Raw genomic sequence first — 22,725 nt, 5'->3', positions numbered from 1 at the left:
TCCTCCACTCAAAATAAAAAACAAAAGAACCGGGAGCAACCCAGTTCTTCCTAATAACTAATCTTCAAGGTTGTTAAGTAAAATTTTAACCGAATCTGGTAATTCTTCAACCTTTGTTTCCATGGTCTCGCCGTTCTTCCGAATTTTAACTTCGACGATTCCATCCTCTGCCTTCTTACCAACGGTTACCCGAATTGGAATTCCTAGAAGGTCTGAGTCAGCAAACTTTACCCCAGCTCTTTCCTTCCGGTCATCAACTAATACCTCGTAACCAGCATCTGTTAATTGGGATTCAATTTTTTCAGCTAGTTCACGCTGAGCATCATTTTTCACATTTACTGGAATTACGTGAACAGTAAATGGCGCAATTGCCTTAGGCCAAACCAAACCATTCTCATCTGCGTTCTGTTCTGAAATTGCTGACAGCAATCGACTAATTCCGATACCATATGAGCCCATAATCATTGGAACTGCCCGACCGTTTTCGTCTAGAACAGTGGCGTTAAGTGCCTTTGAGTATCTGGTTCCTAACTTGAAAATATGAGCAATTTCAATTCCCCGAGTAAACTTGAGAACTCCACGACCATCTGGTGATGTTTCGCCTTCCTTAACAAAGACAAAATCATCAACATCAGTTGCTTTGAAATCGCGGTCAATATTGACATTTGTTAAATGGTAACCATTTTCATTAGCTCCAGTAACAAAGTTTTTCATCAGTGGAATGCGCTGATCTGCCAAAATCGTAATGTCTTCTGGCAATCCAACGGGACCTAATGAGCCAAAATCTGCTCCAAGGTATTTTTCGGCCTGTTCTTCTGTAGCTAAGTCTAAGAAATCAGCTTTTAGATAATTTTTAACCTTAACATCATTAACATCGTAATCACCACGAACAAGAACCAACACTGGTTTTTCATCCGCAATGTACAACATTGACTTAACAGTTTGCTTTGAATCTACCTTTAGGAAGTCAGCAACTTCATCAATTGTTTTTACGCCTGGGGTTTCAACCTTCGCCAATTCTTCCTCAGCTGCGTGTGATGGTTGATCAGAAACTTTTGATTTCGCCATTTCAAGGTTAGCTGAATAGTCACTATCATTTGAATAAACGATTGTATCCTCACCAACAGGAGCCATAGCAGAGAACTCCTTTGAATCAGACCCCCCCATGGCTCCTCCATCGCCAATGATCACTCGGTATTTCAAACCAATTCGGTTGAAGATTTCGATGTATGCCTTCTCCATCTTTCGATAAGCCACATCAAGATCATCTTCATTGGCCGCAAAAGAATAAGCATCTTTCATGATAAATTCCCGACTTCTCAACAACCCATAACGTGGCCGATCCTCATCACGGTACTTAGGCTGAATCTGGTAGACACTAAGTGGCAATTGTTTGTATGACTTCACGGAGTCTCGAAGCAATTGAGTAAACGTTTCTTCGTGAGTTGGTCCCAAAATAAAGTCAGTATCATGCCGATTTTTAAATTTAAACAACTCTGGGCCGTATGTTTCGTACCGGCCAGACTCTCGCCATAAATCAGCTGGCAATACTCCAGGAACTAACATTTCATTAGAACCAGTCCGGTTCATCTCTTCTCGGACGATTTTTTCAATATTCAAGATAACCCGGTAAGCCAATGGTAGGTATGCATACATCCCAGCAGATACCTGCCTAATGAAACCTGCTCTAAGTAACATTTGGTGACTAATTGCTTCAGCGCCACTAGGGGTTTCCTTAAGCGTAGGAATTAACATTTCAGATTGCTTCATTTTTATAACTTCTCCTTAGAAACTATATTTTTCATCAATGTAAAAAGTATCTGGAAATATCATTCCAGGTAACTAAAATCATTAATAACATCAAGAACCCAAACCCAATCAGGGTTATTACTGTCTCGGTTTGCTCAGAAACCGGTTTCTTTCTGATTGCTTCGATAATATTAAGCAATAGCTTACCACCATCCAAACCTGGAATTGGAATCAAATTGATAATTGCCAGGTTTAGTGATAAGAACGCCAAGAATCTAAGCACGCCGTCAACCCCAAATTTGGTTGCCTGCGAAGTTGTGGCAAAAATTGCAACTGGGCCACCAAGATCATTGAGGCTAAAGTGACCAGTAACCATACTCCAAAGCGCAGCTAACAACGTCTTAGCTGTCGATAAAGTGGTTGTGACCCCGCCAAATAACTTACCAGTAAACGAACGGTCGATTCCCTGAGAAATCCCAATCAAACCAACCTTCTTACCATTAGACTTTTGAGATTTTGTCTTAAAAGTAAACGTCTTCTGTTGACTGTTTCTATCGACTTTGACGTTTATTTTTTTATCTGGTTTTGCTTGTAGCTCCATAGCCAATGTATTCCAGTCCGGGGTCTTGGTACCATCAACGGAAAGGATTTTGTCACCGCTCTTTATTCCTGCATCCCGGGCAACGGAATTGCTAGGAAGAACCGTAACCTGGTTATTAGTCATGGCAACGCCACCCTGAACAAATGCCAAAATCGTATAGACGATGATAGCTAAGATAAAGTTATTGAATACACCAGCAACGTTGGTCAACATCCGATTAGGTAATTTTGCGGATTGAAACTGAACATCTCTAGGGGCGATTTGAACTTCAGTGCCGTCATTTTCGACGATAGTTGCATCATGGTCAACAACGTAGTGTTTAAGTTCAGACTCATCACCATTCTCATAGCCATCAATAAACAGTTTGTCAACCAAGTCAGCTTTGACAACTGTGACTGGAATTCCATTAAATAATTGATGCTTATTACTAGTATTTATTGACGTTATCTTATTATCTGATCCAATTTGGACTGAAACCGGAGTTCCTGGTTTAATTTCATCATCTTCATCGGCATCACCGGCCATCCGAACATAACCACCAAGCGGAAGTAGCCTCAAGGTAAAGGTGGTATTATTCTTACGATAATACACAAGCTTTGGGCCCATCCCAACGGAAAACTCGCGAACCATAATCCCAGACTTCTTCGCCATATAGTAATGGCCAAATTCATGGGAGATGACGATAATCCCGAAGACGATAATAAACACGATTATTGTAGTTATCAAACGAGTTTGTCCTCCTAAATTAAATAATGCCGACTAAGTGTAACATCGGTAGTACTAAAAGCAAGCTATCAAACCGATCAAGAATTCCACCGTGACCTGGTAAAATCCTACCGGAATCTTTAACCCCAAAATACCGTTTTAATGCCGACTCAATCAAATCACCAAACTGACCAGCGATTGATAGAAAAGCAATAATTGGCACCATCGTTACCAGCGAATGGTCCGAAACTGGGTAAAAATTAACAAAAATAGAAACTAGTACGATAGCACTGACCGTACCAAGAACTGATCCTTCAATCGTTTTATTTGGGCTAACGTGAGGTGCTAATTTGTGTTTTCCGAACTGTCGACCAAAAATATAAGCTCCACTATCAGTAATCCACACGATAAATAAAGCAAATAGCAAGACTTGAAGGCCCTCAGCTCTGGCATCAATAAAATAATTAAATCCAAAGCCGATGTACATCATGCCTAAAGTCAACGTCCCAACATCGTCAAAAGTAAAAATGTTTTTTGTTAAGACAGTCAGCACCAGCAACGCAATTACTGCAAGGAAGAATAAGAAATGAGTACTTATTGACGCTGGCAAAAACGATTGCCAAAACTTTGGCAATATTAACACTGATGTCCCGATGTAAGAGATGATTGCTTCCGGTGAAATCAGTAGTTTCTTTTTCATCACGAGTATTTCAGATATCGCAACGATCCCTAAGAACAGCGCGGCAACATCCACATAGACTCCACCTAATATCAAAATTGGGATAAAGATGATCAATGCGATTACCGCAGTTATTACTCTTTGTTTCAAAACTATCTCTCCTACTTATTCGTCTTATTCAAGCCACCAAACCGACGATTCCTAGTCTGGTACTCATGAACCATTTCAACCAAAGTATTCTTGTCAAAGTCTGGCCAAAGTGTATCCGTAAAAACAAATTCACTGTAAGCAACCTGCCACAACAGAAAATTAGATATTCTCTCTTCACCACTTGTTCGAATCACCAAATCCGGATCAGCATATTTTCCTAGAAAACCAGTTAACAAAGACTTTGAAATGAATTGTTCATCAATATCATCAGTTTTTATTATACCCGAAGATACTTGCTTAGCAATGGTCTTCACGGTTTCGGTGATTTCTAAACGTGAGCCGTAATTTAGCGCAAAGTTAAGAACCATCCCTGTACAATCTTCAGTTCGCTTCTTGGCATCCATAACTGCCTTTTGAGTTGCCTTTGGTAGTTCGTCAACATCGCCAATAACTTGAACTTTGACGTTATTTTTGACTAAATCAGGAACAAAAGTATTAAAAAAAGTGACAGGTAACTTCATCAGAAAACCGACTTCGTCCTTTGGTCGCTTCCAGTTTTCAGTAGAAAAAGCATAAAGGGTTAGAACCTTAACGCCAAGATCACTAGCAGCAATCGCTACCTTCTTGACCGTTTGCATTCCCTCCTTATGACCAGCAACACGAGGCAATCCTCTATGTTGAGCCCACCTACCATTACCATCCATGATAATAGCAATGTGATTGGGAATATTATTAGGTTCTAATTCAATTATTGATGTCGCTTCTTTATCTGCCATAGAATCTCCTTCTTGAATGCAAAAATAAAGGATGAGGTTATCTCTCATCCTAACCTGAAGCTATTCGTTTGAATCAGAGCCATCAGTAGGTTCGCTACCATCCTCAGGATCGTCAACCATTCTCCATTCACCGCGACCAGTATCAGATAAAGTATTGAAATACTTAAGGAGTTGGTTTGCGTCCTCAGGACTAACTTCTCCCAACATGTTTAAGCCCTTACCTGTCGTAATTGGATCAGAAAGTTCCGTAATTTCATTTCCATTTTCGATTGTTGCCTGGGAGAATGCCATAACCCAATCATCCTCAACTAATTGAGAAACAATAAAAAACAGGTTAAAGTCATCATCAACATATGCCGGCATTGCGTACAAGCCATCTTGAACTGGTTGTAATTCGCCACCATTGTAGTTAAGGACTCCTAGGCCACCTTCTTTAACAGGCATGTCAAGCTTATAAAGCATGTGCTCAAAATCTTTAGTTCCTGGTACTACTTCAATTTCATTATTATCGTCAGCCATTGTTTATCTCCTATCCAGATACAACTTCTTTTTCTTTAGCTGCAACTAAATCATCAACCACTTTAATTGCTTTATCAGTAATTTCTTGGGTTTTATCTTCGTTGCTGTGTAATTCATCATCGGTAATTTCTTCAGCTTTGTTGCTTTTTTTAAGGGCATCCATAGCCTCACGCCGAACATTTCTAATAGCAACCTTACTTTTCTCACCAGTTGCCTTAACTTGCTTTGCAATTTCTTTTCGGCGTTCTTCAGTTAATGCGGGAACTGCTAATCTGATTGAAGTCCCATCATTTGCTGGGCTAATTCCCAAATCAGCCTCATAAATTCCCTTTTCAATATCCTCAAGTGCAGTTTTGTCATAGGGGGTAATCAAAATTACCCGTGCCTCGGGGACAGTGATTGCGGCAATTTGGTTAAGTGGAGTTTGAGCTCCATAATATTCAACCATGACTCCATTAAGCAAACTGGCATTTGCTCGGCCTGCCCTAATGCTACCAAGTTCTCTTTCAAGTACTTGGTGAGCCTTCTTCATTTTAGTTTTTGCTTCTTCAAAAATTGATTTCGAATCTGCCATCTATTTTTTCTCCTCCACAGTCGTTCCAATATTTTCTCCAGTAACAACTTTACGAATATTACCCGGTTCGTTTAGATTAAAGACAACCAACGGAATATCATTATCCATTGATAATGAACTAGCAGTCGAATCCATAACCTTAAGCCCCTTACTAATAATATCCATGTATGTTAATGAATCAAATTTAACTGCATCATCATGGGTTCTAGGATCCGCAGAATAGATTCCGTCTACACCATTCTTAGCCATTAAAATTGCATCTGCATTGATTTCAGCAGCTCGTAATGCCGCGGTAGTATCAGTTGAGAAGTACGGGTTACCAGTACCACCAGCAAAGATTACTACCCGTTTCTTTTCGAGATGTCTGACTGCCTTTCGTCGAATGTATGGTTCAGCGATTTGTCGCATTTCGATTGACGTTTGAACCCTTGTCGGAACACCGAGTGATTCCAAGTTATCTTGAAGTGCTAAAGCATTCATGATGGTACCAAGCATACCAATATAGTCAGCCTGGGCTCTTTCCATGCCCATCTCGGCGCCAGCTTCTCCACGCCACATGTTTCCACCGCCGACTACAATTCCAATTTGGATCCCTAAGTCATAGATGTCCTTTATTTCTGAAGCAACATCTTTTATCACTGGTGGGTTAATTCCAAAGCCTTTTTTCCCGGCTAAAGCCTCACCACTTAATTTTAGTACAATTCTTTTGTATTTAAGTTCAGACATCAAAGTGCCTCCCACTAGTTAATCTTCTCTACAATTCTATCATAATAATTAAGCATACAACAATATTTCCGTTACATTCTTGAAGATTTCAACAATTCTTAGCTTTTATTTTTGGGTAAAAAAAAAGCGTTGAAATCAACGCTTATCTTTTTATTACTTAAGTTGTGAACGAACTTCATCCTCGAAGCTTTGTTCTTTCTTTTCGATACCTTCACCAACTTCATAACGAACAAACTTTGCGATTGTTGCGTTCTTTGAAGCTGCGTATTGAGCAACAGTTTGGTCTGGATCCATAACAAATTCTTGATCTTCAAGGCAAATTTCAGCCAAGAACTTGTGAAGCCGACCTTCAACCATCTTTTCAACGATTTTTTCAGGCTTACCTTCGTTAAGTGCTTCTTCAGTAAGAACCTTCTTTTCGTGTTCAAGACGGTCTGCTGGAACTTCATCTTTATTCAAGTATTCTGGGTTAGTAGCAGCAACGTGCATTGCGATGTGCTTAGCAGTCTCTTCGTCTCCACCCTTTAATAATACAAGTGCAGAAATTAAACCACCATTATGAAGATAAGCACCAAACACTTCATAATCACTCTTATCGATTACTTCAAAGCGACGAAGCGTAACCTTTTCACCAGTTACTTGGGTAGTTTCAATAAGTGAATCGTTGATGGTACCCTTTTCTGTACTTAACTTCAAAGCGTCGTCAACAGAAGCTGGCTTTTCCAATGCAATAGCATCTGAAACCTTAGTTACTAAATCCTTGAAAGGATCACTAGTTGCAACGAAATCAGTTTCTGAGTTAATTTCAACGATTGCAGCAGTGTTATCATGAACAGCAACGTTTGCTAAACCGTTGGCAGCAACACGGTCGCTCTTCTTTTCGGCTTTAGCAATTCCCTTTTCACGAAGAAATTCGATTGCCTTGTCAAAGTCACCTTCAGTTGCTACAAGTGCCTTCTTGGCGTCCATCATACCAACGCCTGTTTTTTCACGTAATTCTTTAACTTGAGAAGCAGTAATTTTTGCCATTATGATTGGCCTCCTTTATCAAATAAAAAGCTGACCCTGCTAAGGCCAAATTGGTCCAAAGTCATTGAGTCAGCCAAAGTACGTTACTTTAATTACTTGTTGTCATCGCTACTGTTTTCAACATCATTAGCGATTTGTTCAATTGATTCGTCTTTTTTGTCGTCTGAGAATGTGTTTTCATCAACATCATCCTCACCTTGGTTGCCTTCGATAACGGCATCAGCCATCTTTGAAGTAATCAAGCGAACGGCTCTGATGGCATCATCGTTTGATGGAATAATAACATCAATGTCATCTGGATCTGTGTTAGTATCAACCATAGCTACGATTGGAATGTTAAGCTTTTGAGCTTCGTGAACAGCAATTTGCTCTTTACGAGGGTCAACGATAAACATAACATCAGGAATCTTTGGCATATCTTCGATACCACCAAGGAATCTTTCAAGCTTTTCTTGTTGCTTGTTAAGAAGTGAAACTTCCTTCTTTGGAAGACGTTCGAATGTACCATCGGTAGCCATCTTCTTAAGATCCTTTAATCTCTTAACACGAGTTTGGATAGTATCCCAGTTAGTTAAAGTACCACCAAGCCAACGATTGTTAACGTAGTATTGACCAGCTCTAGTTGCTTCTTCAGCAATTGCTTCTTGAGCTTGCTTCTTAGTACCAACGAAAAGTACAACAGCACCCTTTGATGCTTCGTCCTTAACGAAGTTGTAAGCAGTGTCAATCAACTTAACAGTCTTTTGCAAATCGATGATGTAGATACCGTTACGTTCAGTAAAGATATATTCCTTCATCTTTGGGTTCCAACGACGAGTTTGGTGACCGAAATGAACACCGGCCTCTAAAAGTTGCTTCATAGAAATTACAGCCATGATATAGCCTCCATAAAATAGTTTTTTTCCTCCCCACACTTCAATTGAATTGGAAACCCGAATGGGCACCACCAATCCATCCATGTAGGTGTGTATTTAAAACACCTTTCAAAGTATATCCAATATCACCAACATAATCAAGAAATAAATTAGATTTTATCGTTTAAATTGGGCAAAATTTTTAAAATTCACCAACTCGTGCTATAATCCTAGCTTGTACAAGGAGGCTGTGTTAATGATAAAAGCCATCGTTTTTGACGTTGACGACACACTATATAATCAACAACCATCGTTTATCGATGCGTTCAACACAGCATTTGACTTCGATATTGAAGATGATATCAAGAAAAACATCTACCAATTTTATCAAAATCAAATGCATGATGCCATGTCAAATAATGACAATCATCAATTATCTATCTCTGATCTGAGCTATGGAGCCCTGCAAACCACATTCCAAGAATTCGAATTAAACGGCTTGACTGAAGAGTCAGCCGCAAAATTTGACCAGTTATTCGCCGAAAAAAGAGAAAACATTCAACTAGCCGAGGGACTAACCACAATTTTCAATGAACTGGTTTCAAAATTCAAGCTGGGTATCATCACAAATGGAAAGACTAAAGAACAACTCTCAAAAATAATGAAACTGAAACTTCATCATTGGATAGATAGAGAGCAGATAATTACGTCAGAAGAAGCAAAAGCTGACAAACCTGATCCATTAATATTTACATTGATGAATCGAAAATTCGATTTACGCGGAAACGAAATGCTTTACGTAGGTAGCTCGTACCATCAAGATATTATTCCCGCAAAAAAAGCTGGGTGGCAAGCCGTCTGGTACAACCCATTCAACGGCAACATTACCGACCCAAATTACATTCCAGACCAAACGGTTGCTAATATCGATGAATTACAAGAACTGTTGATTGATCTGGCAGCTCAGGTAAACTAAAAAGCCTTGATTCAAACGAATCAAAGCTTTTTTTGTATACTTTTATAGTTCTACTAATTTATCTGATTTCCCAGTTTCAATCAAAGACTTATTAGCGTCCATTGCAAAGTAAACCATGTTTCTAACGGCTCTCTTGGTATAAAAAGCGATGTGTGGACTTACCAGAACATTATCACGTTTCATCAATCCCTTTAATCTTTCATCAGGAATCTTGTCAAAGCTACCAAAATCAGTATTGAAAATACCAACTTCATCTTCATAAACATCGAGGGCAGCACCAGCAACTTTGCCTGAATCAAGCGCTCTAACAAGTGCATCAGTATCAATCAATGCTCCACGGGCAGGGTTTAAAATATAAACGCCATCCTTCATCTTTGAAAATGCATCATCATTCAACATGTGCTCGTTTTCTTTGGTAGCTGGAGCATGAAGGGAAATAACATCAGATTGGGCATAAAGTTCCTCTGGTGTTTCAACGTAAATCCCTTGTTTCTCCAACTCAGGATTATGGAAGACATCATAAGCAATTACCTTAGCACCAAAGCCTTGGTAAATCTTCATTGCTGCTCGACCAATTCGGCCAGTGGCAAAAACACCAACGGTCATTTGGTTAAGTTCTTCAGCAATATCGGGAGCCCATCTAAGGTCACCTTGTGACTGTTTCTTATCAAATGTAGGAGTTCTTCTTAGCAACCTCATTAATTGAGTTACTGTAAATTCGGCAATTGCTTCTGGTGAGTATGCAGGAACATTTGTCACTTGAATACCATTTCTCTTTGCAGCATCAGCATCAATATTATCGACACCAACGTTCCGAAGCGAAAGAAATTTAATACCAAAACTACCAAGTTTATCTAAAACTTCAGCAGTATATGGTTTTTGTTGATATGTAACAACCCCATCTGCACCCTTTGCGAGCTCAACAGTGCTTTCATCAAGTAGATCCCCAGTGGATTGAACCTCAACGTTTGAGTTCTCTTCACTCCACTTATCTAAATATGGCTTTTCGTCATCACGAATTCCGTATGCAACAATTTTCACGAATATTACCTCCAATCAGAATACCTTTATTATAGCACTTTGAATAAAATTTACGAACTCATCACACCTATTTTGTTAATTCTTTCATTTAGTATGCAACCTAATGTACTGAATTTTCTTCGCCCTTGGTAACTGTTTGAAATGAAATTCGGCGCTTAGGGCATCATGCTTAGTATCAAATTCTTCTTGGTATAAAATCCGTTGTGGTTTATGTGCTCTGGTGTACCTAGCTCCCTTACCAGATAAGTGAGCTGCAAATCTTCTTTTTACATCATTTGTGTATCCTGTGTATAGAGAGCCATCTTGGCACAGTAACACATACATAAAGAATTTTTCATTTTCGGTGTCCATACAGCATCATCTCGATTTCATCGGAATACTCATTCCCATTATAGACGACAATATCATTAAGGATTTTCACTCCGTTCAGCCTACCATCTTTTATTCCCTCCACCAAAACCATGTTGGCATCCTTACCAGGCTTTGGCCGTACAAACTGAATCCGTTTCGGTTCAATTCGGTGAGCGCGCATTGAAGACAGAATATCAGTTAGCCTGTCAGGGCGGTGCACCATAAATAACTTACCATTCATCTTCAACAGACCTGCACTAACCTCTAAAACCCGATCCAAATCCGTTAATATTTCATGCCTTGCAATTGCTAAATACTCATTGGGATTCTTTTCACTAGTGTCATAGTTTAAAAAGTAAGGTGGGTTTACAGAGACGATATCCACTGAATCTTTTCTAATGTATTTAAAAGTGTTTTTAATATCTTCGTTTATAACATCAACCTGTTCCTCAAGCCGATTCAGGGCAACACTTCGTTTAGCCATATCCGCAAGCCGGGGTTGAATTTCTATCTCGGTGATATGGGCAGCAGTTTTCTCAGTCAAGAAAAGCCCAACTGCCCCATTACCGGAGCATAGATCAACAATATTGCGGGTCTTTTTTATTGTACTAACAAAATTAGCTAGTAAAACGGCATCTAGCGAAAACGAAAAGACCTCCTTGCTCTGAATTATCTGGATACTTTTACTGTATAGCTGATCAATTCTTTCGCCAGCCTTTAAAATATTATTCATTATGGCACTCCCGTTACAATCAAAATAATTAATGTGGTACTATGATTTTATCAGAATAAAAACGAAAGAAGGAACTTAGTTTGCTTTACTCATTTTTAAGGGTAATCGTCCGCGGATTGCTATTCATATTCAACGGTCATTCAAACTATCTCAACAAATCACGCTTACCGAAGGGAAACTACATTCTCGTTGGTCCCCACCGTACGTGGTACGATCCCATTTTATACGCCTTAGCTGCCAGCCCCAAGAAATTCAGCTTTATGGCAAAAAAGGAACTGTTTAAGAATCCAATTCTTAAGTATATTTTAGACCACGCCTACGCTTTTCCGGTTGATCGCCAAAATCCTGGACCATCCGCAATTAAGACGCCCGTTAAAAATCTTCGAAAGACTGATTTGTCTCTGATCATGTTTCCTTCAGGCACCCGACATTCCTCTGAGCTGAAAGCTGGGGCAGCTTTCATTGCCCAATTATCTGGTAAGCCATTAGTTCCAACTGTTTACCAAGGCCCCTTGAAGTTTAGTGAATTATTATCAAGAAAACCATACACAATTGCTTTTGGTGATCCCATCTATATCGACAGAAAAACCAAGTTGACTGATAAAGAGCAAAAGATACTCGAAGCTAAACTTCAAGATGCATTCAATGCATTGGACGATGAAATTGATCCTAATTTCAAATACGTGGATGTTTCCAAAAATAAAAAGTAGCCGTTAAGGCTACTTTTTTATTTACCAGATTGATTCTTCATTGAGTTCATCATTTGGTTTAATTTCTTTTGTGAAGGTTTTTGTCCCATTTGAAACATCATTTGACGAAGTTGCTCTTCGTTGATTGGGGGATTGTCCTTGAGATATTTTTCCATGTATTTACGTGAAATAAAGAAACCACCAAACATTCCACCAACAAGCGCTACCATTATGAGTAAAATCCAAATCCAAGTTGCCAATTTCAGGCCTCCTTTTACGTATCGTTATAATTCTACACAAAAAGCGTAAAAATATAAAGCAGTTTCAGACAATATTCGGAATTAATATTAATCATCCCGAAGCCCTTTCTTCCGTTGAATCTTTTTAACCTTACCCGGCGTTACTTCATGCCCCTCTTTATCATAGACTTTCATCATCTCAATTTGACTCCGAAAGTTTTCCTTGAATCTTTCAAGATACCTTTTTCTTAATTTGGATTGTTCAACTTTTTCAACCTCAGTGAGGCCAACTTCCTTAGCCTTCTTAGCTAGTTCATTGATTCGTGGAACGATTTCTTTCATCACTGAATCAGTAATTTCTTCAGCTTTATTTTCTTTTTTTGCAGTCACAAAAATTACCTCCATTTTTAACATTAGATTATTACGTGTTCATATACGAACATGTGTTTGAAAGATATATCACTTTATGCTACAGTAATACTATAAAGAATAGAAAACAATGAGGTGTCACCACTATGAAAACTCCCCAAAGCAAGCAAATAGAGATTTTACATTACATATGGGAAAAAGTAAATGAGCACGGTTACCCACCAACTGTTCGTGAAATTGGAGAGGCCGTTGACTTGTCGTCAACTTCAACTGTTCACGGCCATATCTCTAGATTAGAGAAAAAAGGTTATCTTGTAAAGGACCCTTCGAAGCCAAGAGCGCTCGAAGTTACTAGTGCCGGAATGGATGTTCTGGGGATTCAACCCCAACAAAAGCAAATTCCAGTACTTGGAACGGTTACTGCTGGAGAACCAATTCTTGCAGTTGAAGAGGCAACGGACTATTTTCCACTACCACCGCAACTATCCAATTCAGATCAGCCGTTATTCATGCTTCAAATTAGGGGAGAAAGTATGATTAACGCCGGAATTCTGAACGGTGATTACGTTGTCGTTAAAAAGCAATCGTTTGCAGATAATGGCGATATCGTCATTGCGATGACCGACGAAAACGAGGCAACTTGTAAACGATTTTTCAAAGAGAGTGATCATTTCAGATTGCAACCAGAGAATGATACCATGGCTCCAATTATTTTAACAAGAGTCAGCATTCTTGGGAAAGTCGTCAGTCTTTTCCGTGACGAAGTTTATTAAGCTAAAGGACTTAATCCATTTCTGGGTTAAGTCCTCTTTTCTATTGTCCCTTATTCGTATAGATCTGCTAATTTCTTTTGAACATCCGGATGATTGATAAATTCGTCATATGTGGTATCTGCCCGGTCAATTATTCCGGTATTCGATACTTCAATGATGTGATTTGCAATTGTTTGAATGAATTCATGATCATGTGAAGTAAAGATAATTGCCCCTGGAAATCCTTCTAGACCTTCATTCAAAGAGGTAATTGATTCAAGGTCCAAATGATTGGTTGGGTCATCCAATAATAGGGTATTCCCCTTTTCTAGCATCATCTTGGAAAGCATGCAACGCACCTTTTCGCCTCCGGATAGTACTTTAACCTGTTTATTAACGTCATCGCCGGAAAACAGCATTCTCCCTAAAAATTGGCGCAAAAAGGCATCATCGTCACTACCCTTTGGAGCATATTGTCTTAACCAGTCAATAATTCGAATATCATTATTATTAAACTCAGCAGCAAAGTCCTTAGGAACTGATGAAACCTTAACAGTTTGCCCCCAAGTAATCTCACCTTCGTCCGGCGTCATCGTACCAGCTAAGATTTGCATAAGCGTTGATGTAATAACATCATTACGACTCACGATTGCTGTCTTTTCGCCTGGCCTAAGGGTAAAGGTAACATTATCGAGAACCTTTACCCCATCAATTGTCTTAGAAACTTTATCCACACGAAGTAAATCATTACCCAATTCCCGTTCTTGTTCAAACTTGATGAATGGGTATTTTCTTGATGACGGTTTTATATCATCAAGGGTAATTTTATCAAGTTGCTTTTTACGCGAAGTTGCTTGTTTTGACTTAGATGCATTTGCACTAAACCGAGCAATAAATTCCTGTAGTTCTTTAACCTTTTCCGCCTTTTTAGCGTTGGAATCCGACTTCATTTTGGCAGCAAGTTGACTCGATTGCAGCCAGAAATCGTAATTTCCCACGTACATCTTGATTTCACCAAAATCGACATCACACATCATCGTACAAGTTTGGTTAAGAAAGTGCCGGTCATGTGACACGATAATCGTAATCTTTGGATAATCAGCTAAAAAGTTCTCCAACCAGTCAATCGTATAAACATCAAGACCATTGGTGGGCTCGTCCAAAAGAAGAATGTCGGGTTCGCCAAACAAAGCTCTGGCGAGTAATACCTTAACTTTTTGTCCTTCTGTCAACTCACTCATAAATTGATTATGAAGTTCTTCTGGAATTTCAAGGGATTGAAGGAGCTGGGAAGCATCAGACTCAGCGTTCCAGCCGTCCATCTCAGCGAATTCTGACTCTAGATTTGCTGCCTTGATTCCGTCGGCATCAGTAAAGTCAGCCTTAGCATATAGGGCATCCTTTTCTTCCATGACATCAGCTAAGTGCTTATACCCTTGAATTACAGTCTGCATAACTGTTTGTTCCTCAAAACCATAATGGTCTTGACTCAAACTTGAAATTCGTTCATTTTTATCCACATGAACTTCACCATTGCTTGGAGCAATCTTACCTTCAAGCAACTTTAAAAAGGTTGATTTCCCGGCTCCATTCGCCCCAATCACCCCGTAACAGTTTCCGGGAGTAAATTTAAGGTTAACATTTTCGTATAATTTTTGGCCCGAAAGTTGTAGACCCATGTTATTAATTGTAATCATTAATTTAAAAAACCTCACATTTTAGTTGTATTGAAATTAAGCTACTCAATTATTTCACCAAACCGTTTGTACAGCCGCTTATCATTCTTAACACCACCAAAGGTAAATTTAGCGGTATCCGGTAAACTATCATTTTGATGATCATTTGAATCGGCAGTCAACGACTCTGTATACATATTCTCATACTCAGGTGTAGTTAGGCTATCTCTTTTTGCCAGAAGTTCATCAACCTGATTTTTAATTACTGTTCTAGCTTCATCATCGGCGATGACTTTTGCAGAGAAAAATTCCCCTTGGGCTCCAGAACCATAGCTAAACAACCCAATTCGATCACCAACTTGTAAGGTTTTCGAATTTGCTATCAAAGACATTAAACTCAAGTATAAAGAGCCAGTATATAGATTTCCCACTTCAGCACTGTACTTTTTAGAGGCCTCAAACTCCGATAAAAGGCCATCCACGTTGTTTGATTCAGGCAATATCGTCTTTAGCGCCTTTAACCCCATTTTTGTATAAGGCAAATGAAAAGCAAAAGCCTTAAAATCGTTCACGGTCATACTATATTTAGTTTGAAAATCATCGAAAGTTTTACTGAAGAAATCGATATATACATTAGTTGAATAATGGCCATCCACGACCGCTTCTTTTTTATATAGTGGCCGCCAAAAGTCCATGATGTTTTCAGAATGAAAACTACTCTTACCCTCAAACTCAACAATTTTAGGATTCGTAGATAGCAACATACTGACAGCCCCACCGCCTTGAGTGACCTCACCAGCAGTCTGTAGTCCATAACGTGCAATATCAGCACCAATTACTAGGACCTTTTCATCTGGATGAAGAGTTAAGTAATCAATCGCCATTTGAACCCCAGCAGTCGCTCCGTAACATGCTTGCTTAACTTCAAATGCCCTCGCTTCTTTTCGCAACCCAAGTAATTCCTGTAAGTACATCGAGGCAGCCTTTGAATTATCAACACCCGTTTCAGTTCCAAAGACAACCATAGTAATCTTTTCTTTATCAGCTGCAGTCAGTATCCGGTCTGAAGCATTTGCAGCCAGCGTCACAACATCCTGACTAGCAGGAATAACGCTCTGCTGCATTTGGCCGATTCCAATTTTATATTTATTAGGGTCTTCTTGCCTGCTCTTAGCCAACTCATCCATTCCAATATAATAGCCTGACGTGAAGAACGCCATTTTCTCGATACCCACTTTGGTCATTTTCTAAGATCCTCCAAACAAAAAACAAGACCGTGGCCGATGCCACAGTCCTAGTTACCACCAACAAGTTATGGAGATTGTTTATACAAATCTCAATCTGTAAGTGTCGTTGCCATTTATCGATTTGATGACCTGGCCATCAAAAAACTCGCCAGAATAAACGAATCCTTCGTGACGACGGCCAACTGAGGCAAAAGTCCATTGAACGGTATTGGCAAACGAATTCATTGTTGTTCCAGAAATCCTAACTCCGGAAAGTTGACCCAAAGTACCATCCGATAGTTTTACTTCTTGATTTCCTTCATTTCCATTGATATAAACCGTTAACATTAGCTTCTCCTACCATTTTCATTTCTTTTTCTAGTTTAATAATATATCATAATAGTGAAACAATTGCGATAAAAGTCAGAAACCATAATAATTCTTAAGGAGTGATATTATGAAAATTCACATTAAAAGATCAGCAACTGATAGAGTTCTAGCGGGTGTTCTTGGCGGTTTATCCGAACACAACCATTGGAACCCCACACTTGTCAGAGTTCTGTTCGTTGTCTTAGCAATTATGCCGGTTTTTCCAGGAATAATTGCTTACCTTGTCCTATGGATACTGATGGAAGATCCTGAAGATGAAAAATAATAATCCTACAAGACACCAATTTTAGGCCGGAAGTAGTCACACACACTACTTCTGGTCTGTTTTTATTTTCCGAATCGTCCATATATGCACAGTAGCTAGAAGTGCAACTGATATCCCGATAAACAATAAAAAACATTCAAAGAAAAAGGTATCGGGAAGCATGTTGATTACCGGATCTTTATTTGGATCAAAAATCCAATAATCATTTCTGAATAACAACTCATGAAAACCAATAAATACCTGATTAAAATTAAAAAAAAGCACTACTCCTAGGACCATTAACACTACTTCACCAATCCTAATGGGATTTAAGAGCATCCAAATTTGACTATTCTTCTTAAATTGGTCTAATTGATAAAGCACAGTTGGCACAGTAATAATCATCACAATATTATTAACAGTAATCAAATTACGAACGTCAGCAAAATGTTTTATGCCATCAACTGAGCTGGCAAAGTACGATAACTGTAATTCCCCATGTTGAACGGGATTTTGTAAATACCAAATAATGTTTTTGTACTCATCAATTAATTTTACTTTTGAGACCCCGGTATCAGCCACTAGGTGCAACGGACCAATATTAATCTGAAAAAGCCAAACACTATTAACCGTGATAAAAATGGCAAGGGAAATGACTGCGAGTATCAGACACACGACAACACTTGCCAACCGCATTTTCGATTTCATTTTCTATTCCTGCCATTCATCAAGTGAGTCAATTTCATGAGTCGGTTTAATTTTCTCTTTTGCTACTTCCTCTCGGGTGGAAAGGCCAGAATATACCAATAACGTGTCAATTCCAGCGTTGATTCCAGCTAAAATATCGGTATTGTAATTATCACCAACCATTACAACGTCTTTCTTTTCTAACCCAATCTTGTTCAACGCACTCTCAATTATTCTAGCCTTAGGTTTGCCAATCATGATTGGCTCAATTTGAGTTGCGTGTTCAACAAACTTGACCACTGAACCAGCACCAGGTAACATTCCCCTTTCCTTAGGAATATTGGTATCAGGGTTAGTGCCAATGAATGTCGACCCATCCCTAATATTAAGAACCGCTTCCACAATCTTTTCATAGGTTAAATCAGAATCTAAACCTACCACCACGTAATCAGGGTGATCATTAGATATTTCTAACCCTGCCTGCAGAAGAACTTGGTACAATCCCATTTCGCCAACAATATAGACCGATGGATGCTCATCCGGTTCAGTTTGCTCCTTGATATAGTCAGCTGTCGCCATTCCTGAAGTATAAACGTTACTTTCATTCACGTGAATGTCGTGATTATCACGCAAATCCGCCACAACATCCCTAGGTAGTTTTGTTGAATTATTAGTTACAAACATAAATGGTATGTTTTGGCTCTGTAATCGCTCGACAAACCGCTTGGCAGCTGGAATTCTCTTCTTCCCTGCGTAGATAGTCCCATCTAAATCAATAAAGTAGCCTTTGTATTTCATGTTTAATCCTCAATATTCTCTTTATTTTCTTTAATAACAAACTTATGTTTATTTGCCTTTTTTTCATGAGAAACCGTAGCATTCTTCCTGTTTTTAACAGCAGGGCGCGTCTTCTTTTTAACGGTTTCTTTGTACGGCTTTGGATTATTGTTAGTCTGTTTGTTCTGAGAATTATTGGACCGTCTCGGCCGTCGTCTTGAATTATTGTGACGGCGCTTTTTAACGGTTGGTTTTGCTTCGAGGTTGTGCAATACATAATACGGGGCACCGAAATTAACGATTTCCACTACATATTCAGAAATTTCTTCGACATATGGTCCGTTTACATTCTCTTTGTTACTCTCAAAAAATCCTTTAAGCCTCAGTTGATCATAACTATAATCGCCAACTAAGTAGTCAAATTGACTAAATGCCGGATTAAACCTTTTGACAAAATCATCAAAGTTGAACGACTTTAGATACTTATTATCAATGGTATATTTGTGCTCATTAACAGTTATTTCATTTTCGGAAACTCTAACAATTTTTGCCAGTGGCGATTCTTGCTGATTCTTTTGTTCAATTAATGCGTCTAATTGATTCTTTTCCAAATCATTTTCTCCTTTGCTAACTATTCAGAGGGTAGTGTTTTGCTAAGTAATCCCCAAATACATCACGGAGACTTTCATCGTACAATATTTTATTTTCACCAACGATATCAATTGTGGGGAAAAATGGGATAAACAAATAGTGATCGGGTACCGCTATCTCATAGTGATTCTCCGGTAAAACTAATTTACCATTATGGTAAAGACGGCCTTCCGCCTTATCAAATTCAATTCCAGCATAATGAAGTTCTCCGAAATAAGTTCCCCGAAATCCCATACCCTTTTGCGGAAATCTGATCAAAAAGTTGTGATTCTTTTCCATTTCCATAACCAGCCGCCACAAATCGTACCCATTTAATCCAACCCTCATTACGTGCATAGAGTGTGGCAACATCTTATGAAGAATATTTCTATCAACCACGCCAGCTGGTAAATTTTGAAGGAATAAGCCAGCATTTAACATTGCAATATTAGTGCCAGCTTTCTCCATTATGGCTTTTAGTCCCTCGTCAACCAACTTTGATGGTCCAGATAAACTTGTCGTCATGGCCATAGTAGTTTTAGCTAACTTATTCTTAGCCAATAACTGCTCACCGTGAACTTCATACCCCTTTATTTCCTGTCGGTCACTCGGAAGAGAATCAAGCTCATCTGTTTTAATCGTTTCCGCCTTTTCGGCAACGATTTTATGCTTATCATCAATCTCCAAGGATATCCGGCCAATGTAATGGCCCCACTTTTCAGCCGCCGCCAATAGCGAGTGATTGACTAATTCACCATTTTTCAACAGGTGATGAGTATGCGACCCAATTATCACGTCTAGCCATGGAAATTCTTTAGCTAGTTTCCGATCCTGATTTATCCCTAAATGACTGAGAAGCACAGCAACATCAAACTTGCCTTTATTTTTCGCCAACACCTTGGGCAGAACTTTTTCCGGACTAATTGGTTGCCACCCCAAAATCGGGTAAGTCAGTGTGTATGGAGCTGTTAACCCAATGATTAGAACCTTCGTACCATTCTTAGTTGTTATAATCTTTGATGGTTCTGCCCATTCTGGCACTAACTTGTTTTTAATATCCAATAAATTGGCAAGGACAACGTCAAAATTAGCGGATCGATACAACTCGTTTAGTTGCTGGTGAGTATTAGTTAACCCTTCGTTATTACCAATCGTCACAGCATCATAGTGAATTTGATTTAGTAAGTCAACGTTTGCTGTCCCATTAGTTACCTCAGTTAATGGGTGAGCTCTGTCTAGGGCATCGCCCAAATCAACTGTAATAACACTTGAATCATCCTGCTTTTCCAATTGTTCCTTTTGGGCAAGCAAAAAGCGTCTAATTTTAGGCCAGTTTTCAAAGTGTGAATGAATATCGTTAGTGTGAAGAATCGTAATCTTTTCCGTCATGTTACCACCTAACTTTATTTTCGTTTGGCAAAATCAACTTTCTTGCCAGCAACCATTTCTTCAATTTCGGCTTCCGAAAATGGCGTGCCAAATGCTGGTTTTTCTTTCAAGTAGTCTGATTCTGGGGTATCTATCCCAACATTGATATTTTCCTTAACCGGAACCGCATAGTGGTGAATGTGCCCATGAAGATTGATTATCTGTTTGACAATTCCCATCATCATTGGATAGTGAGTTAAGTAATACTGACGGTGGTTCATTTTAATTAATGCCCCAACATCATGAAACTCAAACTTGGGTTTTCCATTGACAAGATGATTATTCTTTTCAAGATACTTGAACAATGCCCTCGAGTCGTGGTTCCCCTTAATTAATACCAACCGACCATTCAATGAGTCAAGAACTTCAAATATTTGCTCTAAAGAATCCTTTTCGGGTCTAGTATGAAGAACAGCAATATCGCCTAAGTGATAAACGACATCATTCTCACCTACCCGGGTATTCCAATTATTAATTATTGTTTCGTTCATATCCTCGACCGTCAGAAAAGGCCTAGGTGAAAACTCGCTAATTCCTAACAAGCGGTCATGAAAGAAGTGAGTGTCAGATGTAAAGTATTGCATCTAAAGATCTCCTTTATGTTCATATCCTAATCATACCACGGTTAGTATAAGTTTTTTGACCTACAAAAAGCTGGGACAATCGTCGCCAGCTTCATGAATTAATCTTCTTTTATTTTATCTGAAAATGTCTTAAAGATAAACAAACTACCGAGCCAAGCAACCGAACCAACCAAGGCAATTAATGTATCTGTCTTAAAGATTAGAATAATCCCGACAAACACCAAGAATGCTAGCACAAAGTAATCAGATATCGGGTACAACGGCATTTTAAAGGTTAATGATTTTTCTTCGTGATTCTTAGCTACTTCTTTTCGATATTTTATATGAGCAACAACGATCATCCCCCAAACAAACAGGAAGCAAGTCGTAGCCACACTCGAAATAAAACTAAATACGTTTCCTGGCATAAAGATACTTAAAATCACAATTACCGCTATAATCAACGTCGATGTCATTATGGCATTCACTGGAATTTGTCGTTTAGATAGTTTTCCTACCCGTTTAGCAAGCTTCGACTTTCCGTCAAAGGTCAGTGAGAAAAGCATTCGTCCAGTTGTAAAAATCGAACTATTACAAGCCGATAGTGCCGCTGTCAGCACAACAAAGTTGATTATAGTCGCAGCTGAATTGATTCCAATTCCAGAAAAGACCTGCACAAATGGACTTTCAGAAGGTGAAACGTGCCTCCATGGGAAAATACTCATCAAAGCAAGCAACGAACCTATGTAGAACAGCAATACCCGAGTCGGAACCTCGTTGATACTCTTTGGAATGGTAATCTCTGGGTCCATAGTTTCTGAGGCAGTCATCCCAATCATTTCGATTCCAGCAAAACTAAATAGCACCATCTGAAATGATAAAAAGAACCCTCGCCAGCCATTTGATAAAAACCCATCACTTACCACGTTAGTTAGTGAAGCGTGCCCATATGGGGTTTTATAATGCATTACAACCAGTACAACACCAATAACAATCAAAGCAATGATTGCCACAATCTTGATAATTGCAAACCAAAACTCAGTTTCACCAAAGGCAGATACAGCAAAAATGTTGACCAGGAAGAGAATAAGTAAAATTACCATCCCGGTTAACCAGATTGGAACTTTTGGCAGCCAAAACTGGATGTAAAGACCAGCAGCAGTAATTTCTGCCATCGCAATAGCAATCCAGCAGGTCCAGTATGTCCAACCGATAACAAATCCAATCCGTTCACCTAAATACTTTTTTATAAAATGGACAAAAGAGCTGCTATTAACGTCTGACAATAACAGCTCACCTAACGCACGCATCAGTAAAAAGCAGGCAAAACCCGCAAGGAGATATGCGAGGATAATCGACGGCCCAGCTAGGTGAATTGACTGGCCAGCTCCAAGAAAAAGCCCAGTTCCGATTGTCCCACCAAGCGCAATTAATTGAACATGTCGATTTTTTAGTCCACGTGATAATTGTTCATCATCATTATTCTCCACAAAAATTCCTCCGCATTAAAAATTAAATGTTAATTACCATGATACATGAAATTCCTTCTCATTTAAAATAAAATCCCGCAATCAAAAAAGAGAGTGGCCACA

At 39.0% G+C, this 22,725-nt stretch carries 27 protein-coding genes; 4 read left to right on the top strand and 23 right to left on the bottom strand.

What is annotated here, in order from left to right; all coding sequences use genetic code 11:
* Positions 1–57: 57 nt before the first annotated feature.
* The 9 genes from QOW94_RS03040 to rpsB all read right to left on the bottom strand — a co-directional run bounded on the left by QOW94_RS03040 (position 58) and on the right by rpsB (position 8,383).
* Positions 58–1,770: a proline--tRNA ligase gene (locus tag QOW94_RS03040; protein WP_283678684.1), complete on the bottom strand. Its 1,713-nt coding sequence runs from the start codon at positions 1,768–1,770 to the stop codon at positions 58–60.
* Between the two features lie 34 nt (positions 1,771–1,804).
* Complete coding sequence (gene rseP / locus QOW94_RS03035) at positions 1,805–3,076, bottom strand: RIP metalloprotease RseP (RefSeq protein ID WP_283678683.1); 1,272 nt, start codon at positions 3,074–3,076, stop codon at positions 1,805–1,807.
* Between the two features lie 19 nt (positions 3,077–3,095).
* Positions 3,096–3,884 (bottom strand): phosphatidate cytidylyltransferase, encoded by a 789-nt coding sequence (locus QOW94_RS03030; protein WP_283678682.1) that lies wholly within the window; start codon positions 3,882–3,884, stop codon positions 3,096–3,098.
* Between the two features lie 11 nt (positions 3,885–3,895).
* On the bottom strand, positions 3,896–4,660 hold the full coding sequence (gene uppS, locus QOW94_RS03025) for an undecaprenyl pyrophosphate synthase (RefSeq protein WP_283678681.1): 765 nt from the start codon (positions 4,658–4,660) through the stop codon (positions 3,896–3,898).
* Between the two features lie 60 nt (positions 4,661–4,720).
* Entirely contained in the window at positions 4,721–5,179 is a 459-nt protein-coding gene (locus QOW94_RS03020) for a hypothetical protein (protein WP_283678680.1), read from the bottom strand.
* A 10-nt stretch (positions 5,180–5,189) separates the two neighbouring features.
* Positions 5,190–5,753, bottom strand: coding sequence for a ribosome recycling factor (gene frr, locus QOW94_RS03015; protein ID WP_283678679.1), 564 nt, complete (start codon positions 5,751–5,753; stop codon positions 5,190–5,192).
* Positions 5,754–6,479, bottom strand: a complete 726-nt coding sequence (pyrH, locus tag QOW94_RS03010; RefSeq protein WP_283678678.1) for a UMP kinase — start codon at positions 6,477–6,479, stop codon at positions 5,754–5,756. It lies immediately after the preceding gene.
* 153 nt (positions 6,480–6,632) lie between these two features.
* Positions 6,633–7,508, bottom strand: coding sequence for a translation elongation factor Ts (tsf, locus tag QOW94_RS03005; RefSeq protein ID WP_283678677.1), 876 nt, complete (start codon positions 7,506–7,508; stop codon positions 6,633–6,635).
* A 92-nt stretch (positions 7,509–7,600) separates the two neighbouring features.
* A complete protein-coding gene (gene rpsB / locus QOW94_RS03000; protein WP_283678676.1) occupies positions 7,601–8,383 on the bottom strand; it encodes a 30S ribosomal protein S2 in 783 nt (260 codons plus the stop codon).
* A gap of 235 nt (positions 8,384–8,618) precedes the next feature.
* Between rpsB and QOW94_RS02995 the strand changes: the two genes are divergently transcribed.
* Entirely contained in the window at positions 8,619–9,338 is a 720-nt protein-coding gene (locus tag QOW94_RS02995) for an HAD family hydrolase (protein ID WP_283678674.1), read from the top strand.
* 42 nt (positions 9,339–9,380) lie between these two features.
* Here QOW94_RS02995 and QOW94_RS02990 read toward each other — a convergent pair whose 3' ends face one another.
* The 3 genes from QOW94_RS02990 to QOW94_RS02980 form a co-directional block, all read right to left on the bottom strand.
* Entirely contained in the window at positions 9,381–10,379 is a 999-nt protein-coding gene (locus tag QOW94_RS02990; protein ID WP_283678672.1) for a D-2-hydroxyacid dehydrogenase, read from the bottom strand.
* Positions 10,380–10,463: 84 nt separating this feature from the next.
* A complete protein-coding gene (locus tag QOW94_RS02985; protein WP_283678671.1) occupies positions 10,464–10,730 on the bottom strand; it encodes a GIY-YIG nuclease family protein in 267 nt (88 codons plus the stop codon).
* Positions 10,714–11,463 carry a tRNA1(Val) (adenine(37)-N6)-methyltransferase gene (locus QOW94_RS02980; RefSeq protein ID WP_283678669.1) on the bottom strand — a complete coding sequence of 250 codons (750 nt, stop codon included), beginning with the start codon at positions 11,461–11,463 and terminating at the stop codon, positions 10,714–10,716. Before QOW94_RS02980 ends, QOW94_RS02985 begins: the two co-directional genes overlap by 17 nt.
* 80 nt (positions 11,464–11,543) lie before the next feature.
* Between QOW94_RS02980 and QOW94_RS02975 the strand changes: the two genes are divergently transcribed.
* Positions 11,544–12,173 carry a lysophospholipid acyltransferase family protein gene (locus QOW94_RS02975; protein ID WP_283678668.1) on the top strand — a complete coding sequence of 210 codons (630 nt, stop codon included), beginning with the start codon at positions 11,544–11,546 and terminating at the stop codon, positions 12,171–12,173.
* A 17-nt stretch (positions 12,174–12,190) separates the two neighbouring features.
* Here the strand turns inward: QOW94_RS02975 and QOW94_RS02970 are convergent, their stop codons facing one another.
* On the bottom strand, positions 12,191–12,412 hold the full coding sequence (locus tag QOW94_RS02970; protein WP_283678667.1) for a YneF family protein: 222 nt from the start codon (positions 12,410–12,412) through the stop codon (positions 12,191–12,193).
* 87 nt (positions 12,413–12,499) lie between these two features.
* Positions 12,500–12,748, bottom strand: coding sequence for a DUF896 domain-containing protein (locus tag QOW94_RS02965; RefSeq protein ID WP_283678723.1), 249 nt, complete (start codon positions 12,746–12,748; stop codon positions 12,500–12,502).
* A 158-nt stretch (positions 12,749–12,906) separates the two neighbouring features.
* Here QOW94_RS02965 and lexA point away from each other — a divergent pair, with 158 nt between their 5' ends.
* On the top strand, positions 12,907–13,533 hold the full coding sequence (lexA, locus tag QOW94_RS02960) for a transcriptional repressor LexA (RefSeq protein ID WP_283678666.1): 627 nt from the start codon (positions 12,907–12,909) through the stop codon (positions 13,531–13,533).
* A gap of 50 nt (positions 13,534–13,583) precedes the next feature.
* Here lexA and QOW94_RS02955 read toward each other — a convergent pair whose 3' ends face one another.
* The 3 genes from QOW94_RS02955 to QOW94_RS02945 form a co-directional block, all read right to left on the bottom strand.
* Positions 13,584–15,209 carry an ABC-F family ATP-binding cassette domain-containing protein gene (locus QOW94_RS02955; protein ID WP_283678665.1) on the bottom strand — a complete coding sequence of 542 codons (1,626 nt, stop codon included), beginning with the start codon at positions 15,207–15,209 and terminating at the stop codon, positions 13,584–13,586.
* 41 nt (positions 15,210–15,250) lie between these two features.
* The gene (locus tag QOW94_RS02950; protein ID WP_283678664.1) at positions 15,251–16,432 is read right to left on the bottom strand and encodes a hydroxymethylglutaryl-CoA synthase; all 1,182 of its coding nucleotides are present in this window, start codon (positions 16,430–16,432) and stop codon (positions 15,251–15,253) included.
* Between the two features lie 81 nt (positions 16,433–16,513).
* Positions 16,514–16,762, bottom strand: coding sequence for a hypothetical protein (locus tag QOW94_RS02945; RefSeq protein ID WP_283678663.1), 249 nt, complete (start codon positions 16,760–16,762; stop codon positions 16,514–16,516).
* Positions 16,763–16,871: 109 nt separating this feature from the next.
* Here QOW94_RS02945 and QOW94_RS02940 point away from each other — a divergent pair, with 109 nt between their 5' ends.
* A complete protein-coding gene (locus QOW94_RS02940; RefSeq protein ID WP_283678662.1) occupies positions 16,872–17,069 on the top strand; it encodes a PspC domain-containing protein in 198 nt (65 codons plus the stop codon).
* A gap of 45 nt (positions 17,070–17,114) precedes the next feature.
* On the opposite strand, the gene QOW94_RS02935 is transcribed toward QOW94_RS02940, so the two are convergent.
* The 6 genes from QOW94_RS02935 to QOW94_RS02910 form a co-directional block, all read right to left on the bottom strand.
* On the bottom strand, positions 17,115–17,756 hold the full coding sequence (locus QOW94_RS02935; protein WP_283678661.1) for a TIGR01906 family membrane protein: 642 nt from the start codon (positions 17,754–17,756) through the stop codon (positions 17,115–17,117).
* A 3-nt stretch (positions 17,757–17,759) separates the two neighbouring features.
* Positions 17,760–18,533 carry a TIGR01457 family HAD-type hydrolase gene (locus tag QOW94_RS02930; protein WP_283678660.1) on the bottom strand — a complete coding sequence of 258 codons (774 nt, stop codon included), beginning with the start codon at positions 18,531–18,533 and terminating at the stop codon, positions 17,760–17,762.
* 2 nt (positions 18,534–18,535) lie between these two features.
* Entirely contained in the window at positions 18,536–19,123 is a 588-nt protein-coding gene (locus QOW94_RS02925; RefSeq protein WP_283678659.1) for a YutD-like domain-containing protein, read from the bottom strand.
* Positions 19,124–19,139: 16 nt separating this feature from the next.
* On the bottom strand, positions 19,140–20,531 hold the full coding sequence (locus QOW94_RS02920; protein WP_283678658.1) for a bifunctional metallophosphatase/5'-nucleotidase: 1,392 nt from the start codon (positions 20,529–20,531) through the stop codon (positions 19,140–19,142).
* 14 nt (positions 20,532–20,545) lie between these two features.
* On the bottom strand, positions 20,546–21,154 hold the full coding sequence (locus QOW94_RS02915) for a metallophosphoesterase (RefSeq protein WP_283678657.1): 609 nt from the start codon (positions 21,152–21,154) through the stop codon (positions 20,546–20,548).
* 98 nt (positions 21,155–21,252) lie between these two features.
* Complete coding sequence (locus QOW94_RS02910) at positions 21,253–22,623, bottom strand: amino acid permease (RefSeq protein ID WP_283678656.1); 1,371 nt, start codon at positions 22,621–22,623, stop codon at positions 21,253–21,255.
* Positions 22,624–22,725 lie beyond the last annotated feature (102 nt).

The sequence above is a fragment of the Lentilactobacillus sp. Marseille-Q4993 genome, from assembly GCF_951230165.1.
GTDB lineage: Bacteria > Bacillota > Bacilli > Lactobacillales > Lactobacillaceae > Lentilactobacillus.
Note: the sequence above shows the minus strand (reverse complement) of the source record. Positions and strands in the feature narration are given on the sequence as shown.